This is a genomic window from Streptomyces sp. NPDC059895 (assembly GCF_042731035.1).
Taxonomy (GTDB): domain Bacteria; phylum Actinomycetota; class Actinomycetes; order Streptomycetales; family Streptomycetaceae; genus Streptomyces.
In genome coordinates this window covers 24,365-44,479 of the sequence record NZ_JBHWKO010000005.1, presented here as the reverse complement: position 1 = coordinate 44,479, position 20,115 = coordinate 24,365, and the positions used below count along the sequence as shown (strand labels likewise).

At 71.8% G+C, this 20,115-nt stretch carries 17 protein-coding genes; 15 read left to right on the top strand and 2 right to left on the bottom strand.

Annotated elements, in window-relative coordinates:
* Window positions 1–114: 114 nt before the first annotated feature.
* Both ACFV9M_RS07635 and ACFV9M_RS07630 read right to left on the bottom strand, forming a co-directional pair.
* A complete protein-coding gene (locus tag ACFV9M_RS07635) occupies window positions 115–1,767 on the bottom strand; it encodes a hypothetical protein (protein ID WP_385072024.1) in 1,653 nt (550 codons plus the stop codon).
* Window positions 1,768–1,982: 215 nt separating this feature from the next.
* Window positions 1,983–4,178, bottom strand: coding sequence for an elongation factor G-like protein EF-G2 (locus ACFV9M_RS07630; protein WP_385072021.1), 2,196 nt, complete (start codon window positions 4,176–4,178; stop codon window positions 1,983–1,985).
* Window positions 4,179–4,483: 305 nt separating this feature from the next.
* On the opposite strand from ACFV9M_RS07630, the gene pgsA reads away from it, so the two are divergent.
* The 15 genes from pgsA (at window position 4,484) to relA (ending at window position 20,084) form a co-directional block, all read left to right on the top strand.
* Window positions 4,484–5,230 carry a phosphatidylinositol phosphate synthase gene (gene pgsA, locus ACFV9M_RS07625; protein WP_385072018.1) on the top strand — a complete coding sequence of 249 codons (747 nt, stop codon included), beginning with the start codon at window positions 4,484–4,486 and terminating at the stop codon, window positions 5,228–5,230.
* Window positions 5,227–6,153, top strand: coding sequence for a phosphatidylinositol mannoside acyltransferase (locus tag ACFV9M_RS07620; protein ID WP_385072016.1), 927 nt, complete (start codon window positions 5,227–5,229; stop codon window positions 6,151–6,153). The genes pgsA and ACFV9M_RS07620 overlap by 4 nt, the downstream gene beginning before the upstream one ends.
* A complete protein-coding gene (locus ACFV9M_RS07615) occupies window positions 6,150–7,337 on the top strand; it encodes a glycosyltransferase family 4 protein (RefSeq protein WP_385072013.1) in 1,188 nt (395 codons plus the stop codon). The genes ACFV9M_RS07620 and ACFV9M_RS07615 overlap by 4 nt, the downstream gene beginning before the upstream one ends.
* A gap of 198 nt (window positions 7,338–7,535) precedes the next feature.
* On the top strand, window positions 7,536–8,078 hold the full coding sequence (locus ACFV9M_RS07610; protein WP_385072011.1) for a hypothetical protein: 543 nt from the start codon (window positions 7,536–7,538) through the stop codon (window positions 8,076–8,078).
* 148 nt (window positions 8,079–8,226) lie between these two features.
* Entirely contained in the window at window positions 8,227–9,132 is a 906-nt protein-coding gene (pdxS, locus tag ACFV9M_RS07605; RefSeq protein ID WP_385072008.1) for a pyridoxal 5'-phosphate synthase lyase subunit PdxS, read from the top strand.
* A 7-nt stretch (window positions 9,133–9,139) separates the two neighbouring features.
* Window positions 9,140–9,751, top strand: a complete 612-nt coding sequence (gene pdxT, locus ACFV9M_RS07600; protein ID WP_385072005.1) for a pyridoxal 5'-phosphate synthase glutaminase subunit PdxT — start codon at window positions 9,140–9,142, stop codon at window positions 9,749–9,751.
* 74 nt (window positions 9,752–9,825) lie between these two features.
* Window positions 9,826–10,578: a YebC/PmpR family DNA-binding transcriptional regulator gene (locus ACFV9M_RS07595; RefSeq protein ID WP_385072002.1), complete on the top strand. Its 753-nt coding sequence runs from the start codon at window positions 9,826–9,828 to the stop codon at window positions 10,576–10,578.
* A gap of 136 nt (window positions 10,579–10,714) precedes the next feature.
* Window positions 10,715–11,263, top strand: coding sequence for a crossover junction endodeoxyribonuclease RuvC (gene ruvC / locus ACFV9M_RS07590; protein ID WP_385072000.1), 549 nt, complete (start codon window positions 10,715–10,717; stop codon window positions 11,261–11,263).
* Window positions 11,260–11,865 (top strand): Holliday junction branch migration protein RuvA, encoded by a 606-nt coding sequence (gene ruvA / locus ACFV9M_RS07585; RefSeq protein WP_385071998.1) that lies wholly within the window; start codon window positions 11,260–11,262, stop codon window positions 11,863–11,865. The genes ruvC and ruvA overlap by 4 nt, the downstream gene beginning before the upstream one ends.
* Window positions 11,866–11,917: 52 nt before the next feature.
* Window positions 11,918–12,991, top strand: coding sequence for a Holliday junction branch migration DNA helicase RuvB (ruvB, locus tag ACFV9M_RS07580; RefSeq protein ID WP_385071995.1), 1,074 nt, complete (start codon window positions 11,918–11,920; stop codon window positions 12,989–12,991).
* Window positions 12,992–13,231: 240 nt separating this feature from the next.
* Entirely contained in the window at window positions 13,232–13,726 is a 495-nt protein-coding gene (gene yajC / locus ACFV9M_RS07575; RefSeq protein WP_385071992.1) for a preprotein translocase subunit YajC, read from the top strand.
* Window positions 13,727–13,863: 137 nt separating this feature from the next.
* Entirely contained in the window at window positions 13,864–15,645 is a 1,782-nt protein-coding gene (gene secD / locus ACFV9M_RS07570; RefSeq protein WP_385071989.1) for a protein translocase subunit SecD, read from the top strand.
* A gap of 3 nt (window positions 15,646–15,648) precedes the next feature.
* Window positions 15,649–16,761 carry a protein translocase subunit SecF gene (gene secF / locus ACFV9M_RS07565; protein WP_385071986.1) on the top strand — a complete coding sequence of 371 codons (1,113 nt, stop codon included), beginning with the start codon at window positions 15,649–15,651 and terminating at the stop codon, window positions 16,759–16,761.
* Window positions 16,758–17,297, top strand: a complete 540-nt coding sequence (locus tag ACFV9M_RS07560; protein ID WP_385071983.1) for an adenine phosphoribosyltransferase — start codon at window positions 16,758–16,760, stop codon at window positions 17,295–17,297. The genes secF and ACFV9M_RS07560 overlap by 4 nt, the downstream gene beginning before the upstream one ends.
* A gap of 255 nt (window positions 17,298–17,552) precedes the next feature.
* A complete protein-coding gene (gene relA / locus ACFV9M_RS07555) occupies window positions 17,553–20,084 on the top strand; it encodes a GTP pyrophosphokinase (protein ID WP_385071981.1) in 2,532 nt (843 codons plus the stop codon).
* The last annotated feature ends 31 nt before the right edge of the window (window positions 20,085–20,115 follow it).

Below are 20,115 nucleotides of genomic sequence, written 5' to 3'. Positions count from 1 at the left end.
GCCTTCCGGGTCGCTGTGGATCGCGATGTCCACAGGAACCGAAAGGCCCTCGGGGCCCACCGTCCGCGCCCCTGACCGAGACCGGCCGTCCGCGTCCGGTCCGGCCGCGGGAGGCTACGCGTCGTAGGTGTCGGCCTTCTTCGGGGACGCCTCCTGCACCGCCCCGCTGAGCGCCGACGCGCGTGAGGTGAACTTGTCGGTGTCCACGTCGTGCTCCTTGAGCACCCTGAGCGTGGCCCTGTGCACCGCACGCAGCACCGGCGTGGCGGTGCGCAGCGCGTCGTCCGCCATGAAGCGGTGGCTCCAGGGCTGGTCGGCCCAGGCGTGGCGCAGACCGAAGGGCTCGGGCAAGCCGATCGAGCCGCCGAGCCACTTCAACAGCGGCGGGTACCAGCTGATCGTGGCGCGGGCGGCCAGCCGCACCACCTCGTCGGGGGTGACGAGCGGAAGCTTGACCGTCCGGGTCTCCCAGAAGCGGACGGTCTTGGCCACCTGCTTGGTGGGCGCCGAGGGCTTGGTGCTGAACAATCCGTTGACCGGGCCGAGGGCGTGTCCGGTGACCTCGATGCGCAGGGTCTCCTTCAGCACGGTCACCGTGATCATCATGGTGAGGATCAGATTGCCGTTCCACAGGTGGGGCCACTGGACGCCCAGGTAGTGCCGGTCGCCGCTGTCGAACTGCTGGTTGTTGCAGATGTCCTCGACGGCCCTCGGCTTGACCTGGTAGGCCTCGACGTCGGTGCCCTCGGGCCTGGACACCGCCTTGGCGCCCGCGCCCACGTGGGTGACGACCCAGTGCCGGACCGACGGGGCGGGGAACCCCCCGGTCTTCAGGTTCTGCCGGTTCAGCAGGCTCAGCTCGTCGTGGATGGCCCTCACGACCGTCCAGCTGCGGAACTCGTGGACGCCCTTGACCGGGTCGATCGGGACCAGCTCCTCGGCGAGGTGCCAGGCGCCCCAGCGGGTGCCCATGCCGAGGATGCCCTTGTGGCCCGCGTAGAAGACCGAGTTGGACTGCTGCTCGGCGCTGAGCCGGGCCAGGGACTGGCGCAGCTGCTCGGCAGCGGCCTGGTCGGGACTGGTGGGCACCGCCTCGGGGACCTTCGCGCCGACGCTGCCGCCGGACAGCAGCCCGCCCCAGTTCTCGCGCAGATCCTTCGCGGTGCTCTCGCAGAGCCGCTTGGCCAGGAACCAGCCGGCCACGGGGGCCACGATGCACCCACGCGCATACCACCCCGCGATGCCGGTGAACGGCATCCGCAGCAGGAAGATCACGGCGAGGGCGCCGACGGCGATCAGCAGGCCGGTGGCGAGCCCGGAGACCCGCTTGTTGTCCGCTTTGCCCATGGTGGCCCGCAGCTGGAAGACGAGCAGCCAGACCAGCAGACCCGGCAGGAAGAGCACCCCGCACAGCAGCATGAGCCCGGTCAGCTTCTGGTCGCGCTGCCGACGGATGCGGCTGGCCGCCAGACAGTGCTCGACGACCACCTGCGGTTCGCTGCCGAAGGACTGGATGAGCGGATCGCGGCCGACGCCCAGCATGCGGTCGATCACGGCCTGGGAGTAGGCCTCACCGAAGTTGGGCCGGAAGATCTTCGCCCACGGGCGGCCCTCCTTGACCGTGGTCTGGTGCCACTCGTTGTCGGCCTTCTTGATCTCCTCCATCGGTGTGTCCCGATAGGCTGCCGAAGCCAGGGCGTATGTCGGGGCACCCCCTGAGCCGCCCGCCCTCGGCACCTGTGGCCCGAAGAAGTCCTCAACGGTCATTCCCGCCCCCACTCGCCGCCACTCTCGCTCCTGCGGCCTTCCCGACTTCCGTAGCCCGCACACCTGTTGATCAGGTCATCAGCGTATCTCCAGCCGGCGGCATCCGTCGGCGGACGGCCGAAGCCGCCCGCCGAATCGGAGGAACCGGAGGAATCGCGGGAAAGCGTTCCGTACGGGTCACTTGAGGCCACTCGGGGACGGCCTCTTCCCAACTCCTAACCCTCCTGCGCCTGTTGGCGTACCCGCTCGGCCACCTGGACCGGCATCGGCTCGTGCCGGGCGTAGGCGCGGTCGAAACGGGCCGTGCCGTGCGAGAGCGAGCGCAGGTCGACCGCGTACCGGCCGATCTCGATCTCGGGCACCTCGGCGCGCACCAGCGTGCGCCCGCCGCTCGTCTGCTCGGTGCCCAGCACCCTGCCGCGCCGGCCGGACAGGTCGCTCATCACGGCGCCCACGTACTCGTCGCCGACCAGGACGGACACCTCGGCCACCGGCTCCAGCAGATGGATCCTGGCGTCGGCCGCGGCCTCCCGCAGCGCGAGCGCGCCGGCCGTCTGGAACGCGGCGTCCGAGGAGTCCACCGAGTGCGCCTTGCCGTCGAGGAGCGTGATCCGCACGTCGACCAGGGGGTGCCCGGCCGCGACCCCCTTGGCCGCCTGGGCCCGGACGCCCTTCTCGACGGAGGGGATGAACTGGCGCGGCACCGCGCCGCCGACCACCTTGTCCACGAACTCGATGCCCGAACCGCCCGGCAGCGGCTCGACCTCGATCGCGCAGATGGCGTACTGGCCGTGCCCGCCGGACTGCTTGACGTGCCGGCCGCGGCCGGCGCACTTCTCCGCGAACGTCTCCCGTAGGGACACCTGGTGCGGTACGACGTCGACCTGGACGCCGTAACGACTGCGCAGCCGCTCCAGGGCGACGTCCGCGTGGGCCTCGCCCAGGCACCACAGCACGACCTGGTGGGTGTCCTGGTTCTGTTCCAGGCGCATCGTCGGGTCCTCGGCGACCAGCCGCGCCAGCCCCTGCGAGAGCTTGTCCTCGTCCGCCTTGCTGTGCGCCCGGATGGCCAGCGGCAGCAGCGGGTCGGGCATCCGCCAGGGTTCCATCAGGAGCGGGTCGTCCTTGGCGGAGAGGGTGTCGCCGGTCTCCGCGCGGCTCAGCTTGGCCACGCACGCGAGGTCGCCCGCGACGCAGTGGGTCAGGGCGCGCTGCTGTTTGCCGAAGGGCGCGGACAGGGCGCCGACGCGTTCGTCGACATCGTGGTCCTCGTGGCCGCGGTCGGTCAGCCCATGGCCGGAGACGTGGACGGTGTCGTCGGGGCGCAGGGTGCCGGAGAAGACGCGGACGAGCGAGACACGGCCGACGTACGGGTCGGACGACGTCTTCACGACCTCCGCGACCAGCGGCCCGTCCGGGTCGCACGGCGTCAGCTCGCGCGGCTTGCCGTCGACGGTCGTGACGCTCGGCGCCTCGCGCTCCAGGGGGGTCGGGAAGCCGCGGGTGACCAGGTCCAGCAGCTCGACCGTGCCGAGGCCCTGGCGGGCGCCCTCGGCCGCGGGGGCGGCGGCCAGCACGGGGAAGAACGTCCCGCGCGCGACGGCCCGCTCCAGGTCCTCGATCAGCGTCCCGACACCGATCGGCTCGCCGCCGAGGTAGCGGTCCATGAGCGTCTCGTCCTCGCTCTCGGCGATGATCCCCTCGATCAGCCGGTTGCGGGCCTCCTCGATCAGCGGCAGCTGGTCCTCACCGGGCTCGGACTCCTTGCGCTCCCCGGTGGAGTAGTCGAACAGCTTCTGCGACAGCAGGCCGATCAGCCCCGTCACGGGCGCGTGCCCGTCCGGCGCCTGCGGGCCGTGCAGCGGCAGGTACAGCGGCAGCACGGCGTCGGGGTCGTCGCCGCCGAAGGCCTCCGCGCAGACCCGGGTCATCTCCTCGAAGTCCGCGCGCGCCGCCTCCAGGTGCGTCACGACGATGGCGCGGGGCATGCCGACGGCGGCGCACTCGTCCCACACCATCCGGGTCGAGCCGTCCACGCCGTCCGAGGCGGACACGACGAAGAGGGCCGCGTCCGCGGCGCGCAGACCGGCCCTGAGCTCGCCGACGAAGTCGGCGTATCCGGGGGTGTCGAGGACGTTGATCTTGATGCCGTCCCAGACGACCGGCACCAGGGAGAGCTGTACCGAGCGCTGCTGACGGTGCTCGATGTCGTCGTAGTCGGACACGGTGCCGCCGTCCTCCACGCGGCCCGCCCGGTTCACCGCTCCCGCCGTGAGCGCGAGAGCCTCCACCAGAGTCGTCTTGCCCGATCCGCTGTGGCCGACCAGCACCACATTCCGTACGGACGCGGGGTGGTCGGCCGCCGTAGCCCTGCCGGCGGCTCCGGGGTGGGTGTGTGTCTTGTCGCCCATTTCTTGCCTCCCGTGCACGGTGAGGTCATCGGGGGCGCGGACACGGCGGCTCCGCGTGCGGTGGCGGCTCCGGCGACGCCCGCGGTCCTTCGAGCTTTCCACTCCCGTCACGGCGCGTCCATACGAGGGACGCGCCGGCGCCGCGCACCCGCGGCGGGCGCGGCGCGAGCCGGGCCGTGACCGGGCCGCCGTCGGCCCGTGACACGGGGGCCGGGTGCCCGACGGTCGCACACGCGCGCGCGTGACTACGATGGGCCAGCCGGGGGCCACCAGGGGCCGCGGCCACACCGACCGTCGGGAAGGCCATGCTGAACAAGTACGCGCGTGCATTCTTCACGCGTGTCCTCACGCCGTTCGCCGCGTTTCTCATCCGCCGGGGCGTGAGCCCCGACACGGTCACGCTGATCGGCACCGCCGGCGTGGTCGCGGGCGCGCTGGTCTTCTACCCCCGGGGCGAGTTCTTCTGGGGCACGGTGGTGATCACCCTCTTCGTCTTCTCCGACCTCGTCGACGGCAACATGGCCCGCCAGCTCGGCCGGTCCAGCCGCTGGGGCGCCTTCCTGGACTCCACGCTCGACCGGGTCGCCGACGGCGCGATCTTCGGCGGGTTCGCGCTCTGGTACGCGGGCGGCGGCGACGACAACGTCCTGTGCGCCGTCTCGATCTTCTGCCTGGCCAGCGGCCAGGTCGTGTCGTACACCAAGGCGCGCGGCGAGTCGATCGGCCTGCCGGTCGCCGTCAACGGGCTCGTGGAGCGGGCCGAGCGGCTGGTGGTCTCGCTGGTCGCGGCCGGTCTGGCGGGTCTGCACGCGTTCGGCGTGCCCGGCATCCAGTACCTGCTGCCGGTCGCCCTGTGGATCGTCGCCGTCGGCAGCCTGGTCACGCTGATCCAGCGGGTCGTCACCGTACGGCGCGAGTCGGCGGAGGCCGAGGCGGCGGCGGAGGCCGAGGCGGCGGCGGAGGCCGAGGCGGCGGCGGAGGCCGAGGCGGCGGACGCCGGTTCTGGGGCGTCCGACCGGCCGGAGACCGAGGGGCACGAGGCGGCCAAGTGAACGTCCGGGACCAGGCGAGCGACGCCCTGTACGGTCTCGGCTGGAGCACCGTCAAGCGGCTCCCCGAGCCCGTGGCGGTACGCCTCGGCCGCACCATCGCCGACCTCGCCTGGAGACAGCGAGGCAAGGGCGTGCTGCGCCTGGAGAGCAACTACGCGCGCGTGGTGCCCGACGCGAGCCCCGAGCGCCTGGCCGAGCTCTCGCGCGCGGGCATGCGCTCCTACCTGCGGTACTGGATGGAGTCCTTCCGGCTCCCGGCCTTCAGCGCCGAGCGCATCAGGGACGGCTTCACCGTCAAGGACCTGCACCACCTGACCGACTCACTCGCCGCCGGCCGGGGCGTCGTCCTCGCGCTGCCCCACCTGGCCAACTGGGACCTCGCCGGCGCCTGGGTCACCACCGAGCTGAAGATCCCGTTCACGACGGTCGCCGAGCGGCTCAAGCCGGAGACGCTCTACGACCGCTTCGTCGCCTACCGCGAGGGCCTCGGCATGGAGGTCCTGCCGCACAGCGGCGGCTCCGCCTTCGGCACCCTCGCCCGGCGGCTGCGCGACGGCGGCCTGGTCTGCCTGGTCGCCGACCGGGACCTGTCCGCGTCCGGCGTCGAGGTCGACTTCTTCGGCGACACCGCCCGCATGCCCGCGGGACCGGCCCTGCTCGCCCAGCAGACCGGCGCGCCGCTGCTCCCCGTCACGCTCTGGTACGACGACTCGCCCGTCATGCGGGGCCGTATCCATCCCCCGATCCAGGTGCCCGAGGCAGGTACCCGGGCCGAGAAGACGTCTGTGATGACACAGGCGCTGGCGAACGCCTTCGCCACGGGCATCGCCGACCACCCGGAGGACTGGCACATGTTGCAGCGGCTTTGGCTCGCGGACCTCGACCCGGCGCGTCCCCCGCGTCCTTCCGGAGGGGCCGCGTGAGGATCGGCATCGTCTGCCCGTACTCCTGGGACGTGCCGGGCGGCGTCCAGTTCCACATCCGCGACCTCGCCGAGTACTTCATCCGGCTCGGCCACGAGGTCTCCGTCCTGGCCCCGGCCGACGACGACACCCCGCTGCCGCCGTACGTCGTCTCGGCCGGCCGTGCGGTGCCGGTGCCGTACAACGGCTCGGTGGCCCGGCTGAACTTCGGCTTCCTGAGCGCCGCCCGCGTACGGCGCTGGCTGCACGACGGCGCGTTCGACGTCATCCACATCCACGAGCCGACGTCGCCCTCGCTGGGCCTGCTGGCCTGCTGGGCGGCGCAGGGCCCCATCGTGGCGACCTTCCACACGTCCAACCCGCGCTCGCGCGCGATGATCGCCGCGTACTCCATCCTCCAGGCCGCCCTGGAGAAGATCAGCGCCCGTATCGCGGTGAGCGAGTACGCCCGGCGGACGCTGGTGGAGCACCTCGGCGGGGACGCCGTCGTGATCCCCAACGGCGTCGACGTCGACTTCTTCGCCAAGGCCGAGCCCAGACCCGAGTGGCAGGGGCGGACCATCGGCTTCATGGGCCGCATCGACGAGCCCCGCAAGGGCCTGCCCGTCCTGATGGGGGCGCTGCCGACGATCTTCGCGGCGCGGCCGGACGCCCGCCTCCTCATCGCCGGGCGCGGCGACGAGGAGGAGGCGGTGGCCGGCCTGCCGGAGGAACTGCGCTCCCGCGTGGAGTTCCTCGGCATGATCAGCGACCACGACAAGGCCCGCTTCCTGCGCAGCGTCGACCTGTACGTCGCCCCCAACACCGGCGGCGAGAGCTTCGGCATCATCCTGGTCGAGGCCCTGTCCGCCGGCGCCCCCGTCCTCGCCTCCGACCTGGACGCCTTCGCCCAGGTACTGGACCAGGGAGCGGCGGGCGAACTCTTCACCAACGAGGACGCCGGCGCACTCGCCGACGCCGCCGTACGGCTCCTCGGGGACCCCGCCCGCCTGGCGGAGCTGCGGGAACGCGGCAGCGCCCACGTACGGCGCTTCGACTGGTCCACCGTCGGCGCCGACATCCTCTCCGTCTACGAGACGGTGACGGCGGGCGCGGCCGCGGTGGCCGCCGACGAACGCACCCCGGGCGGCGGGGGGAGCGGCAGCGGCGGCCTGCGGGCGCGGCTGGGGCTGGCGCGGGACTGAGGGGCTGCCGGGCGGTACGGCTGGTGACGTGGCCCGCCGCCGGTCACCGTGGCGGCCCCGGGGCCACGAACCCGCCGTCCGGGCCCGCGGTGACTGCGTCCGGGCCGAAGCCGGGGTCCGGGGCCCCGCCCCGCGGGCCGGCGGCCTCGCCGCGGGACCCGGCCGGCCCGGTGGACGTCCCCGGTAGCCTTGCGGCCCGTGACCGCAACCCTCATCTGGATCCTCGTCGTCCTCGTCGCGATCGGCCTGTACCTGAGCTGGACCGCGGGGCGGCTGGACCGGCTGCACGCCCGCATCGACGCCGCCCGCGCCGCGCTGGACGCGCAACTGCTGCGCAGGGCCTCCGTCGCCCAGGAACTGGCCACCTCCGGGGTGCTCGACCCGGCCGCGTCCATCGTGCTGTACGAGGCGGCGCACGCCGCCCGGCAGGCCGAGGAGGAGCAGCGGGAGGTCGCCGAGAGCGAGCTCAGCCAGGCGCTGCGAGCCGTCTTCGCCGACCCGCGGCAGCTGGAGGTCGTCCGCGAGGTGCCCGGGGGAGAGGCCGCGGCCCTGGAGCTGACGGAGGCCGCCCGCCGGGTCCCCATGGCCCGCCGCTTCCACAACGACGCCGTGGGCGCGGCCCGCAGACTGCGCGAGCACCGCAAGGTGCGCTGGTTCCGGCTGGCCGGCCACGCCCCGTTCCCGATGGCCTTCGAGATGGACGACGAACCGCCGACGACCCTGGCCGACCGCGCGGCGTGAGCCCGAGCCGCGCGCGGCGGCGCCCCCTCGGCGGGGCACGGCCCCAAAAGGATCCACCGCCTTCCCATTGGCCCTTGCTGTGGACTGGTCCAATCGCGTTTCCTCGGTGCTCGAAGCGAACCCTTCTCCACTCCAGTGAGGTCATCCCGTGTCCATCACCGACAACCAGGCTCCCGAGACCGGCACCGCGCGCGTGAAGCGCGGCATGGCCGAGCAGCTCAAGGGCGGCGTGATCATGGACGTCGTCACGCCGGAGCAGGCGAAGATCGCCGAGGACGCGGGCGCCGTGGCCGTCATGGCCCTGGAGCGGGTCCCGGCCGACATCCGCAAGGACGGCGGCGTGGCCCGTATGTCCGACCCGGACATGATCGAGGGCATCATCGAGGCCGTCTCGATCCCGGTGATGGCCAAGTCCCGCATCGGCCACTTCGTCGAGGCCCAGGTCCTGCAGTCCCTCGGCGTCGACTACATCGACGAGTCCGAGGTCCTCACCCCGGCCGACGAGGTCAACCACTCCGACAAGTGGTCGTTCACGACCCCGTTCGTCTGTGGCGCCACCAACCTCGGCGAAGCCCTGCGCCGTATCGCCGAGGGCGCCGCGATGATCCGCTCCAAGGGCGAGGCCGGCACCGGCAACGTCGTCGAGGCCGTCCGCCACCTGCGCCAGATCAAGAACGAGATCGCCAGGCTGCGCGGCTTCGACAACCACGAGCTGTACGCCGCCGCCAAGGAGCTGCGCGCCCCGTACGAGCTGGTCAAGGAGGTCGCCGAGCTGGGCAAGCTCCCGGTGGTGCTGTTCTCCGCCGGTGGCGTCGCCACCCCGGCCGACGCCGCCCTGATGCGCCAGCTCGGCGCCGAGGGCGTCTTCGTCGGCTCTGGCATCTTCAAGTCGGGCGACCCGGCCAAGCGCGCCGCCGCCATCGTCAAGGCGACCACCTTCTACGACGACCCGAAGATCATCGCGGACGCGTCCCGCAACCTCGGCGAGGCCATGGTCGGCATCAACTGCGACACCCTCCCCGAGGCCGAGCGCTACGCCAACCGCGGCTGGTAACCACCCCATGTCCCACGGAGCCCCTGTCGTAGGCGTCCTGGCCCTCCAGGGCGACGTACGGGAGCACCTCATCGCCCTGGCCGCGGCCGACGCCGTGGCCAGGCCGGTCCGGCGCCCCGAGGAACTCGCCGGAGTCGACGGCCTCGTCATCCCCGGCGGCGAGTCCACCACCATCTCCAAGCTGGCCGTCCTGTTCGGCGTGATGGAACCGCTCCGCGCGCGCGTGCGCGACGGCATGCCCGTCTACGGCACCTGCGCGGGCATGATCATGCTCGCGGACAAGATCCTCGACCCGCGCTCGGGCCAGGAGACCGTCGGCGGCATCGACATGATCGTGCGCCGCAACGCCTTCGGACGGCAGAACGAGTCCTTCGAGGCGGCGGTCGGCGTCAAGGGCGTCGAGGGCGACCCGGTCGAGGGCGTCTTCATCCGCGCCCCCTGGGTGGAGTCGGTCGGCGCCGGGACCGAGGTGCTGGCCGAGCACGACGGCCACATCGTCGCCGTGCGCCAGGGCTACGCGCTCGCCACGTCGTTCCACCCGGAGCTGACCGGTGACCACCGCGTTCACTCCCTGTTCGTCGAGATGGTGCGCGCGAAGCGGGCGACGGAGTCCTTGTAGGATCTCCGGGGGTCCCCCGGGCTTCAGGGCCGGGGGCGTACGTACCAGATGGGTTACGCGAAGGAGACAGGCAGATGTCCGGCCACTCTAAATGGGCTACGACGAAGCACAAGAAGGCCGTGATCGACGCCAAGCGCGGCAAGCTCTTCGCGAAGCTGATCAAGAACATCGAGGTCGCGGCGCGCATGGGCGGCGTCGACCTCGAGGGCAACCCGACGCTCTACGACGCCGTCCAGAAGGCCAAGAAGCAGTCGGTCCCCAACAAGAACATCGACTCCGCGATCAAGCGCGGTGGCGGTCTCGAGGCCGGCGGCGCCGACTACGAGACGATCATGTACGAGGGCTACGGGCCGAACGGCGTCGCGGTGCTCATCGAGTGCCTCACCGACAACCGCAACCGCGCCGCCTCCGACGTCCGCGTCGCCATGACCCGCAACGGCGGCTCCATGGCCGACCCGGGATCCGTGTCGTACCTCTTCAACCGCAAGGGCGTCGTCATCGTCCCCAAGGGCGAGCTGACCGAGGACGACGTCCTCGGGGCGGTCCTGGACGCGGGCGCCGAGGAGGTCAACGACCTCGGTGAGAACTTCGAGGTCATCAGCGAGGCCACCGACCTGGTCGCGGTCCGCACCGCCCTCCAGGACGCCGGCATCGACTACGACTCCGCCGAGGCCAACTTCGTCCCGACCATGCAGGTCGAGCTGGACGAGGAGGGCGCCAAGAAGATCTTCAAGCTGATCGACGCGCTGGAGGACAGCGACGACGTGCAGAACGTCTTCGCCAACTTCGACGTCAGCGACGAGGTCATGGAGAAGGTCGACGCGTAACCCCACGGCGGGCCGCACCGTTCGACGGGCCGACGGGACACCCCGTCGGCCCGTCGCCGTGCCGGGCGTCGCCGGCGGTCATTGTCGGTGGCACCCGATAGCCTGCACGAACAGGCTGTCGACGTAAGGGGCGGGCGTGCGGGTACTCGGGGTGGACCCCGGTCTGACGCGGTGCGGTGTCGGCGTGGTCGAGGGGGTCGCGGGCCGTCCGCTCACCATGCTCGGCGTGGGCGTCGTCCGCACGTCGGCCGATGCCGAGCTCGGGCAGCGCCTGGTCGCCGTCGAACAGGGCATCGAGCGCTGGCTCGACGAGCACCGGCCCGAGTACGTCGCGGTGGAGCGGGTCTTCAGCCAGCACAACGTCCGGACGGTCATGGGCACCGCCCAGGCCAGCGCCGTCGCCATGCTCTGCGCCGCCCGCCGCGGCATCCCCGTCGCCCTGCACACGCCCAGCGAGGTCAAGGCCGCCGTCACCGGCAGCGGCCGCGCCGACAAGGCCCAGGTCGGAGCCATGGTCACACGCCTGCTGCGGCTCGGCGCCCCGCCCCGGCCCGCCGACGCCGCCGACGCCCTGGCCCTCGCCATCTGCCACATCTGGCGCGCCCCCGCGCAGAACCGCCTCCAGCAGGCCGTCGCCCTGCACACAGCCACCGCAGCCACCACCCCGAAAGGCCGTACGGCATGATCGCCTTCGTGAGCGGCACCGTCGCCGCACTCGCTCCCGACGCCGCCGTGGTCGAGGTGGGCGGCGTCGGCATGGCCGTGCAGTGCACGCCCAACACCCTCTCCACGCTCCGGCTCGGTCAGCCCGCCAGGCTCGCCACCTCCCTCGTCGTACGCGAGGACTCGCTGACCCTCTACGGCTTCGCGGACGACGACGAGCGGCAGGTCTTCGAACTGCTCCAGACGGCCAGCGGCGTCGGCCCCCGCCTCGCCCAGGCCATGCTCGCCGTGCACACCCCGGACGCCCTGCGCAGAGCCGTCGCCACCGCCGACGAGAAGGCCCTCGTCGCGGTCCCCGGCATCGGCAAGAAGGGCGCCCAGAAACTGCTGCTGGAGCTGAAGGACCGCCTGGGCGAGCCGATCGGCGCCCCCGCGATCGGCGCCCCGGTCACCCAGGGCTGGCGGGACCAGCTGCACGCCGCGCTGATCGGCCTCGGATACGCGACCCGCGAGGCCGACGAGGCGGTGTCCGCCGTCGCGCCCCAGGCGGAGGCGGCCGAGGGCACGCCCCAGGTGGGCCAGCTGCTGAAGGCGGCCCTGCGCACCCTCAACAGGACCCGCTGAGCCCGGCCGACCCGCCCTCGCCGAACGACCCCGAGACCCCGAGGCACACTTCATGAACTGGGACGACACGACCGACACCGGCGCCGCCGCCGAGCGGCTGGTGGGCTCTGTCGCCGACCGCGAGGACCAGGCCGTCGAGGCCGCGCTGCGCCCCAAGGACCTGGACGAGTTCATCGGCCAGGAGAAGGTCCGCGAACAGCTCGACCTCGTGCTGCGCGCGGCACGCGCGCGCGGCGCCACCGCCGACCACGTGCTGCTCTCCGGCGCCCCCGGCCTCGGCAAGACCACCCTCTCGATGATCATCGCCGCCGAGATGGGCGCCCCGATCCGCATCACGTCCGGCCCCGCCATCCAGCACGCCGGCGACCTCGCCGCGATCCTCTCCTCCCTCCAGGAGGGCGAGGTCCTCTTCCTCGACGAGATCCACCGCATGTCCCGGCCCGCCGAGGAGATGCTCTACATGGCGATGGAGGACTTCCGCGTCGACGTAATCGTCGGCAAGGGCCCCGGCGCCACCGCCATCCCGCTGGAGCTGCCCCCGTTCACCCTGGTCGGCGCCACCACGCGCGCGGGCCTGCTGCCGCCGCCGCTGCGCGACCGCTTCGGCTTCACCGCCCACATGGAGTTCTACGAACCGGCCGAACTGCGCCGCGTCGTCCACCGCTCGGCGCACCTCCTGGACGTCGAGATCGACACCGACGGCGCCGCCGAGATCGCCGGCCGCTCCCGTGGCACGCCCCGCATCGCCAACCGCCTGCTGCGCCGAGTCCGCGACTACGCGCAGGTCAAGGCGGACGGCGTCGTCACACGCGAGATCGCCGCGGCGGCCCTCGCCGTCTACGAGGTCGACGCCCGCGGCCTCGACCGCCTCGACCGCGCGGTCCTGGAGGCCCTGCTGAAACTGTTCGGCGGCGGCCCGGTCGGCCTGTCCACGCTGGCCGTCGCGGTGGGGGAGGAGCGCGAGACCGTCGAGGAGGTCGCCGAACCCTTCCTGGTCCGGGAGGGCCTGCTCGCCCGCACCCCGCGCGGCCGCGTCGCCACCCCCGCGGCCTGGACCCACCTGGGCCTCACCCCGCCCCGCCCCACGACCGGGGGGAACGGACAGCAGGGCCTGTTCGGGGCGTGACGGCAGGTGACGGCGGACGACGGCCCGTGCGGGGCACCCGCCAAGCGGGCCGGCGCCGGCGGTACCCCGGCAGGGCGACGGCCAGGGCATTGGCGGCCGCAGGAACGAAGGTGCCATGCTGAACGTTGTTCCCTGTGCGCGGACTCGCTTAGACTCCGCCGATGCCGCCGTTGTCGGCGGCACACACCCCCAACCAGTAGGCCGCTCACCATCGCGGTCGTGTGAAGGAAGTACCGACCCGTGAGTCTCGTGACCCTCCTCCCGTTCATCGTGCTCATCGGGGCCATGTTCCTGATGACCCGGTCGGCCAAGAAGAAGCAGCAGCAGGCCGCGGACATGCGGAACGCAATGCAGCCCGGCAGCGGTGTCCGCACCATCGGGGGCATGTACGCGACCGTCAAGGAGGTCAACGAGGACACGGTCCTCGTCGACGCCGGCCCGGGGGTGGAACTGCTCTTCGCGAAGAACGCCATCGGCGCCGTCCTGACCGACGACGAGTACAACCGCATCGTCCACGGCATCGAGCACGACCTGAAGTCCGACGTCGTCCCGGACGACGCCTCCTCCCTCACCGGGTCCGACGAGACCGCCGACGCTGCCGCCGCCTCCGACGACAAGCCCGTCGACCTCGGCAAGAAGGACGAGACCGAGGAGCGGGCCGCCGACGCGGAGAGCGACGCGGAGACCGACGCGGAGCCGAAGAAGACCGACGGCGACTCCGACGCGAAGAAGTAGCCACGCCCCCCGGGGCACGCGGGTGCGCCCCGCGTGCCCCGGGGCGCGCGCATCTCGCACCAGGGGATCCCGACACCATGTCATGGCCGCCGCCGCGCTGACCCGGCGCGAGGCGGCCCGAGAGGGAGTACGAGAAGGTGGCAGCACCTAAAAAGGGCCGGAGCGCGAGTGCCCAGAGCAAGCCGGGGCGCTCGCTGGCCCTGATCCTGATCGCGATCGTGGCGCTCACCGGAGGCATGTTCCTCTCCGGACACACCACTCCGCGTCTGGGCATCGACCTTGCCGGTGGCACGAGCATCACGCTGGAGGCGAAAGCCGACCAGGGGGCCGCGATCAACAAGGCCAACATGGACACCGCGGTGGAGATCATGAACCGCCGTGTCAACGGTCTGGGCGTCTCCGAGGCGGAGGTGCAGACCCAGGGCGACCGCAACATCATCGTGAACATCCCCAAGGGCACCAACTCCAAGGAAGCCCGGGAACAGGTCGGCACCACCGCCAAGCTGTACTTCCGTCCGGTCCTGGCCAGCGAGGCCAGCGGCACCGCCGCGAGCGCCTCGCCGAGCCCGTCCGCCAGCGGCTCGTCCACCGCCTCGCCGAGCGCGTCCGCCGGCGCGTCCGCGAGCGCCTCCGCCGACGAGAAGGCCTCCTCCTCCGCGTCCCCGTCGGCCTCCGCCACCTCGCAGGGCCGTGCCGTCACCGACGCGCTGAAGGCCGACTCCACCCCGTCGGCCAGCGCCTCCGCCTCCGCCAGCGCCTCCGCGAGCCCGTCGGCCTCCGCGAGCGCCTCCGACACCGACGACGCCGCGCTCGAGGCCGCGTACACGGCCCTCGACTGCTCCAAGGCCTCGGCCCGCGCCACGGCCGGCGAGGGCGCCAAGCCCGCCGACTCGACCGTGGGCTGCGGCCAGATCCAGGGCATCTGGTACAAGTACCTGCTCGGCCCGGCCGCCGTCGACGGCACCGAGGTCGACAAGGCCCAGGCGGTCTACGACACCCAGACCGCCGCCGGCTGGCAGGTCACGATGGACTTCAACTCCGCGGGGTCCAAGAAGTTCGCCGACATCACCGCGCAGCTCGCCCAGAACAGCGCCCCGCAGAACGAGTTCGGCATCGTCCTCGACGGCGAGGTCGTCTCCAGCCCGTACGTCAGCTCCTCCATCACCGGCGGCCAGGCGCAGATCTCCGGCAGCTTCACGCAGGACGAGGCCCAGAACCTCGCCAACATGCTGTCCTACGGCGCGCTGCCGCTCTCCTTCCAGGAGCAGAGCGTGACCACGGTGACCGCCGCGCTCGGCGGTGACCAGCTGCAGGCCGGTCTGCTCGCCGGCGCCATCGGCCTCGCCCTGGTGGTCATCTACCTGGTGGCCTACTACCGCGGTCTGTCCCTCATCGCGATCGCCTCGCTGCTGGTCTCCGCGGCCCTCACCTACGTGCTCATGTCGCTGCTCGGCCCGGCCATCGGCTTCGCGCTGAACCTGCCGGCCGTCTGCGGCGCCATCGTCGCCATCGGCATCACCGCGGACTCGTTCATCGTCTACTTCGAACGCGTCCGGGACGAGATCCGTGAGGGCCGCTCGCTGCGTCCCGCGGTCGAGCGGGGCTGGCCGCGCGCCCGGCGCACCATCCTGGTCTCCGACTTCGTGTCCTTCCTCGCCGCCGCGGTGCTCTTCATCGTCTCCGTCGGCAAGGTCCAGGGCTTCGCGTTCACGCTGGGTCTGACCACCGTCCTCGACGTGGTCGTGGTCTTCTTCTTCACCAAGCCGCTGATGACGCTGATCGCCCGCCGCAAGTTCTTCGCGAGCGGCCACAAGTGGTCCGGTCTCGACCCGAAGAGCCTGGGCGCCAAGCCGCCGCTGCGCCGCACCCGTCGTCCCGCCGGTCCCGCCGCCGGCCCCGCCGAGCCGAAGGAGGCGTGAGCGATGTCGAAACTCGGTAACCTCGGCGCCCGACTGCACCGTGGCGAGATCAGCTACGACTTCATCGGGCACCGCAAGATCTGGTACGGCATCTCGATCCTGATCACCATCACGGCCATCCTCGGCCTCGGGGTGCGCGGCCTGAACATGGGCATCGACTTCCAGGGCGGCGCCGTCTTCACCACCGCGAAGAACAGCTCGGTCTCGGTCTCCCAGGCCGAGAGCGCCGCGGAGGAGGCGGCCGGCCACGAGGCGCTCGTGCAGAAGCTCGGCGACGGATCGCTGCGCATCCAGATCGCCGGCATGGACACCCAGCAGTCCGACAAGGTCAAGAACGCCCTCGCCGACGACTTCGACGTCGATCCGGAGACCATCGCCGCCGACCTGGTCGGTCCCAGCTGGGGCGACCAGATCGCCGACAAGGCCTGGCAGGGTCTGGCGATCTTCATGGTCCTCGTCGTGATCTACCTGGCGATCGCCTTCGAGTGGCGCATGGCCATCGCCGCGCTCGTCGCCCTGGTGCACGACATCACCATCACCGTCGGCATCTACGCCCTCGTCGGCTTCGAGGTCACGCCGGGCACGGTGATCGGTCTGCTGACCATCCTCGGCTACTCGCTGTACGACACGGTCGTCGTCTTCGACTCCCTCAAGGAGCAGACGAAGGACCTCACCAAGCAGACCCGCTTCACCTACAGCGAGATCGCCAACCGCTCGATCAACAGCACCCTGGTGCGTTCCATCAACACCACGGTCGTCGCGCTGCTGCCGGTCGCCGGCCTGCTGTTCATCGGCGGCGGCTTCCTCGGCGCGGGCACGCTCAACGACATCTCGCTGTCGCTGTTCGTCGGCCTCGCGGCCGGTGCGTACTCCTCGATCTTCATCGCCACGCCGCTCGTCGCCGACCTCAAGGAGCGCGAGCCGCAGTTCAAGGCGCTGAAGAAGCGCGTCCTGGCCAAGCGTGCCCAGGCCGCCGCCGACGAGGAGTTCACCGAGTCCGGCGGCATCGACCCGCGCGACGACCTGCCGGAGGACGCGGCCGCCGTCGTCGGCCCGCGCACCCAGCCCGCCTCCCGCGGCCGGGGCCGCGGCCGTCCCTCGGGGAAGCGCCGATGACCGGCATCGAAGAACTGCTGCTCAGCCGTATCCGTGACGTGGCCGACTACCCGGAGCCGGGTGTGATGTTCAAGGACATCACACCGCTGCTCGCGGACCCGGCGGCGTTCACCGCCCTCACCGACGCGTTCGCCCGGATCGCCGAGGACACCGGCGCCACCAAGGTGGTCGGCCTGGAGGCCCGGGGCTTCATCCTCGGCGCCCCCGTCGCCGTCCGCGCCGGCCTCGGCTTCATCCCCGTGCGCAAGGCGGGCAAGCTCCCCGGAGCCACCCTCGCCCAGGCCTACGACCTGGAGTACGGCTCGGCCGAGATCGAGATCCACGCCGAGGACCTCACCGCCGACGACCGCGTCCTGATCGTCGACGACGTCCTCGCCACCGGCGGCACCGCCGAGGCGTCGATCCAGCTGATCCACCGCGCGGGCGCCGAGGTCGCGGGCGTCGCCGTCCTGATGGAACTCGGGTTCCTGGCCGGCCGGCCCCGCCTGGAGGCGGCGTTGCGGGGAGCACCGCTGGAGGCGCTGCTCACGGTCTAGGACCGGGCGCCGTCCCCCCCGCTTCGGTCTGAGGGGGGAAGAGGCGCCTCGGCACCCTTCGTGCGACTGTCGTACGGATCAGGGGCGGGCCCGGAGGAATCCGGTGTCCGCCCCTGGCGTTTCCCCGGTACACCCCCGGTCTTTCCCGGGTAGACGGCCTTCACATCGGCCTGAAGGCGATCCGGGCGCCCGGCATCGCTACGATGGGTGCTCCGGAGCCTGACCGGGGACCCGGATCGCGCACGAGGAGTCCTCTTGCCAGACGAGGCCCAGCATCTGACCGCCGCCAAGCCCGAGTCCGCCTCGGCGCCCGCGGCCAAGCCCGCGTCGGGGGCGCAGAACGACGCCCGTGGGCCGGTCGAGCACGACCGCTCCGCCCCCGTCGACAAGCCGGCCGAGCGGCCCCGCCCCAAGCCGGCCCCGCCAGAGCACCCCGCGACCACCCCCGCCGCCCGCCCGGCCGCCGCTCAGCCCCCCGCCCGCTCCGGCTCCTCCAACCGCGTCCGCGCCCGTCTCGCCCGCCTCGGCGTCCAGCGCGCCAACCCGTACAACCCGGTCCTGGAGCCGCTGCTGCGGATAGTGCGCAGCAACGACCCCAAGATCGAGACGTCGACGCTGCGCCAGATCGAGCGCGCCTACCAGGTCGCCGAGCGCTGGCACCGAGGCCAGAAGCGCAAGAGCGGCGACCCGTACATCACGCACCCGCTCGCGGTGACCACGATCCTCGCCGAACTCGGCATGGACCCGGCCACCCTCATGGCGGGCCTGCTCCACGACACCGTCGAGGACACCGAGTACGGCCTCGACGACCTGCGCCGCGACTTCGGTGACCAGGTCGCCCTCCTCGTCGACGGCGTCACCAAGCTGGACAAGGTCAAGTTCGGCGAGGCCGCGCAGGCCGAGACCGTGCGCAAGATGGTCGTCGCCATGGCCAAGGACCCGCGCGTCCTGGTCATCAAGCTCGCCGACCGCCTGCACAACATGCGCACCATGCGCTACCTGAAGCGCGAGAAGCAGGAGAAGAAGGCGCGCGAGACCCTGGAGATCTACGCGCCGCTCGCCCACCGCCTGGGCATGAACACCATCAAGTGGGAACTGGAGGACCTCGCCTTCGCGATCCTCTACCCCAAGATGTACGACGAGATCGTCCGCCTCGTCGCCGAGCGCGCCCCCAAGCGCGACGAGTACCTCGCCATAGTGACCGACGAGGTCCAGGCCGACCTGCGGGCCGCCCGCATCAAGGCGACCGTCACGGGCCGGCCGAAGCACTACTACAGCGTCTACCAGAAGATGATCGTCCGCGGCCGTGACTTCGCGGAGATCTACGACCTGGTGGGCATCCGCGTCCTCGTGGACACCGTCCGCGACTGCTACGCGGCCCTCGGCACGGTGCACGCGCGATGGAACCCGGTCCCCGGCCGGTTCAAGGACTACATCGCGATGCCCAAGTTCAACATGTACCAGTCGCTGCACACGACGGTCATCGGCCCCAACGGCAAGCCGGTCGAGCTCCAGATCCGCACGTTCGACATGCACCGCCGCGCCGAGTACGGCATCGCCGCGCACTGGAAGTACAAGCAGGAGGCCGTCGCCGGCGCCTCGAAGGTCCGCACCGACGCGCCCAAGTCGTCCGGCAAGGGCAAGGACGACCACCTCAACGACATGGCGTGGCTGCGCCAGTTGCTCGACTGGCAGAAGGAGACGGAGGACCCGGGCGAGTTCCTGGAGTCCCTGCGCTTCGACCTCTCCCGCAACGAGGTCTTCGTCTTCACGCCCAAGGGCGACGTCATCGCGCTCCCGGCCGGGGCCACCCCGGTGGACTTCGCGTACGCCGTCCACACGGAGGTCGGCCACCGCACCATAGGAGCCCGGGTCAACGGCAGGCTCGTACCGCTGGAGTCGACCCTGGACAACGGCGACCTGGTGGAGGTCTTCACCTCCAAGGCCCCCGGCGCGGGCCCGTCCCGTGACTGGCTCGGCTTCGTCAAGTCGCCGCGCGCCCGCAACAAGATCCGGGCGTGGTTCTCCAAGGAGCGCCGCGACGAGGCGATCGAGCAGGGCAAGGACGCCATCGCCCGCGCGATGCGCAAGCAGAACCTGCCGATCCAGCGCATCCTCACCGGCGACTCGCTGGTCACGCTGGCGCACGAGATGCGCTACCCGGACATCTCCTCGCTGTACGCGGCGATCGGCGAAGGCCATGTGGCCGCGCAGAACGTCGTCCAGAAGCTGGTGCAGGCCCTCGGCGGCGAGGAGGCCGCGACCGAGGAGATCGACGAGTCGGTCCCGCCGTCCCGCGGTCGCGGCCGCAAGCGGCGCACCAACAACGACCCCGGTGTCGTGGTCAAGGGCGTCGACGACGTCTGGGTGAAGCTGGCCCGCTGCTGTACGCCCGTCCCCGGCGACCCGATCATCGGTTTCGTGACGCGCGGTAGTGGCGTATCGGTTCACCGCAGCGACTGCGTCAACGTGGAGTCACTGTCCCGGGAGCCGGAGCGCATCCTCGGCGTCGAGTGGGCGCCGACGCAGTCCTCGGTCTTCCTCGTCGCCATCCAGGTCGAGGCGCTGGACCGGTCCCGGCTGCTGTCGGACGTCACCCGCGTCCTGTCCGACCAGCACGTCAACATCCTCTCGGCCGCCGTGCAGACCTCCCGGGACCGCGTCGCCACCTCCCGCTTCACCTTCGAGATGGGCGACCCCAAACACCTCGGTCACGTCCTGAAGGCCGTCCGCGGTGTGGAGGGCGTGTACGACGTCTACCGGGTGACGTCGGCGCGGAGACCGTAACCTACGGGATGACCTGAGCGGCGGAGACGGG

What these genes read in the sequence shown, in the direction of transcription:
- ACFV9M_RS07630 (WP_385072021.1), bottom strand. Translation starts at nt 4,178, where the DNA reads ATGGGCGACAAGACACACACCCACCCCGGAGCCGCCGGCAGGGCTACG.
- ruvA (WP_385071998.1), top strand. Translation starts at nt 11,260, where the DNA reads ATGATCGCCTTCGTGAGCGGCACCGTCGCCGCACTCGCTCCCGACGCC.
- pgsA (WP_385072018.1), top strand. Translation starts at nt 4,484, where the DNA reads ATGCTGAACAAGTACGCGCGTGCATTCTTCACGCGTGTCCTCACGCCG.
- ACFV9M_RS07595 (WP_385072002.1), top strand. Translation starts at nt 9,826, where the DNA reads ATGTCCGGCCACTCTAAATGGGCTACGACGAAGCACAAGAAGGCCGTG.
- pdxT (WP_385072005.1), top strand. Translation starts at nt 9,140, where the DNA reads ATGTCCCACGGAGCCCCTGTCGTAGGCGTCCTGGCCCTCCAGGGCGAC.
- ACFV9M_RS07635 (WP_385072024.1), bottom strand. Translation starts at nt 1,767, where the DNA reads ATGACCGTTGAGGACTTCTTCGGGCCACAGGTGCCGAGGGCGGGCGGC.
- ACFV9M_RS07560 (WP_385071983.1), top strand. Translation starts at nt 16,758, where the DNA reads ATGACCGGCATCGAAGAACTGCTGCTCAGCCGTATCCGTGACGTGGCC.
- secF (WP_385071986.1), top strand. Translation starts at nt 15,649, where the DNA reads ATGTCGAAACTCGGTAACCTCGGCGCCCGACTGCACCGTGGCGAGATC.
- ruvB (WP_385071995.1), top strand. Translation starts at nt 11,918, where the DNA reads ATGAACTGGGACGACACGACCGACACCGGCGCCGCCGCCGAGCGGCTG.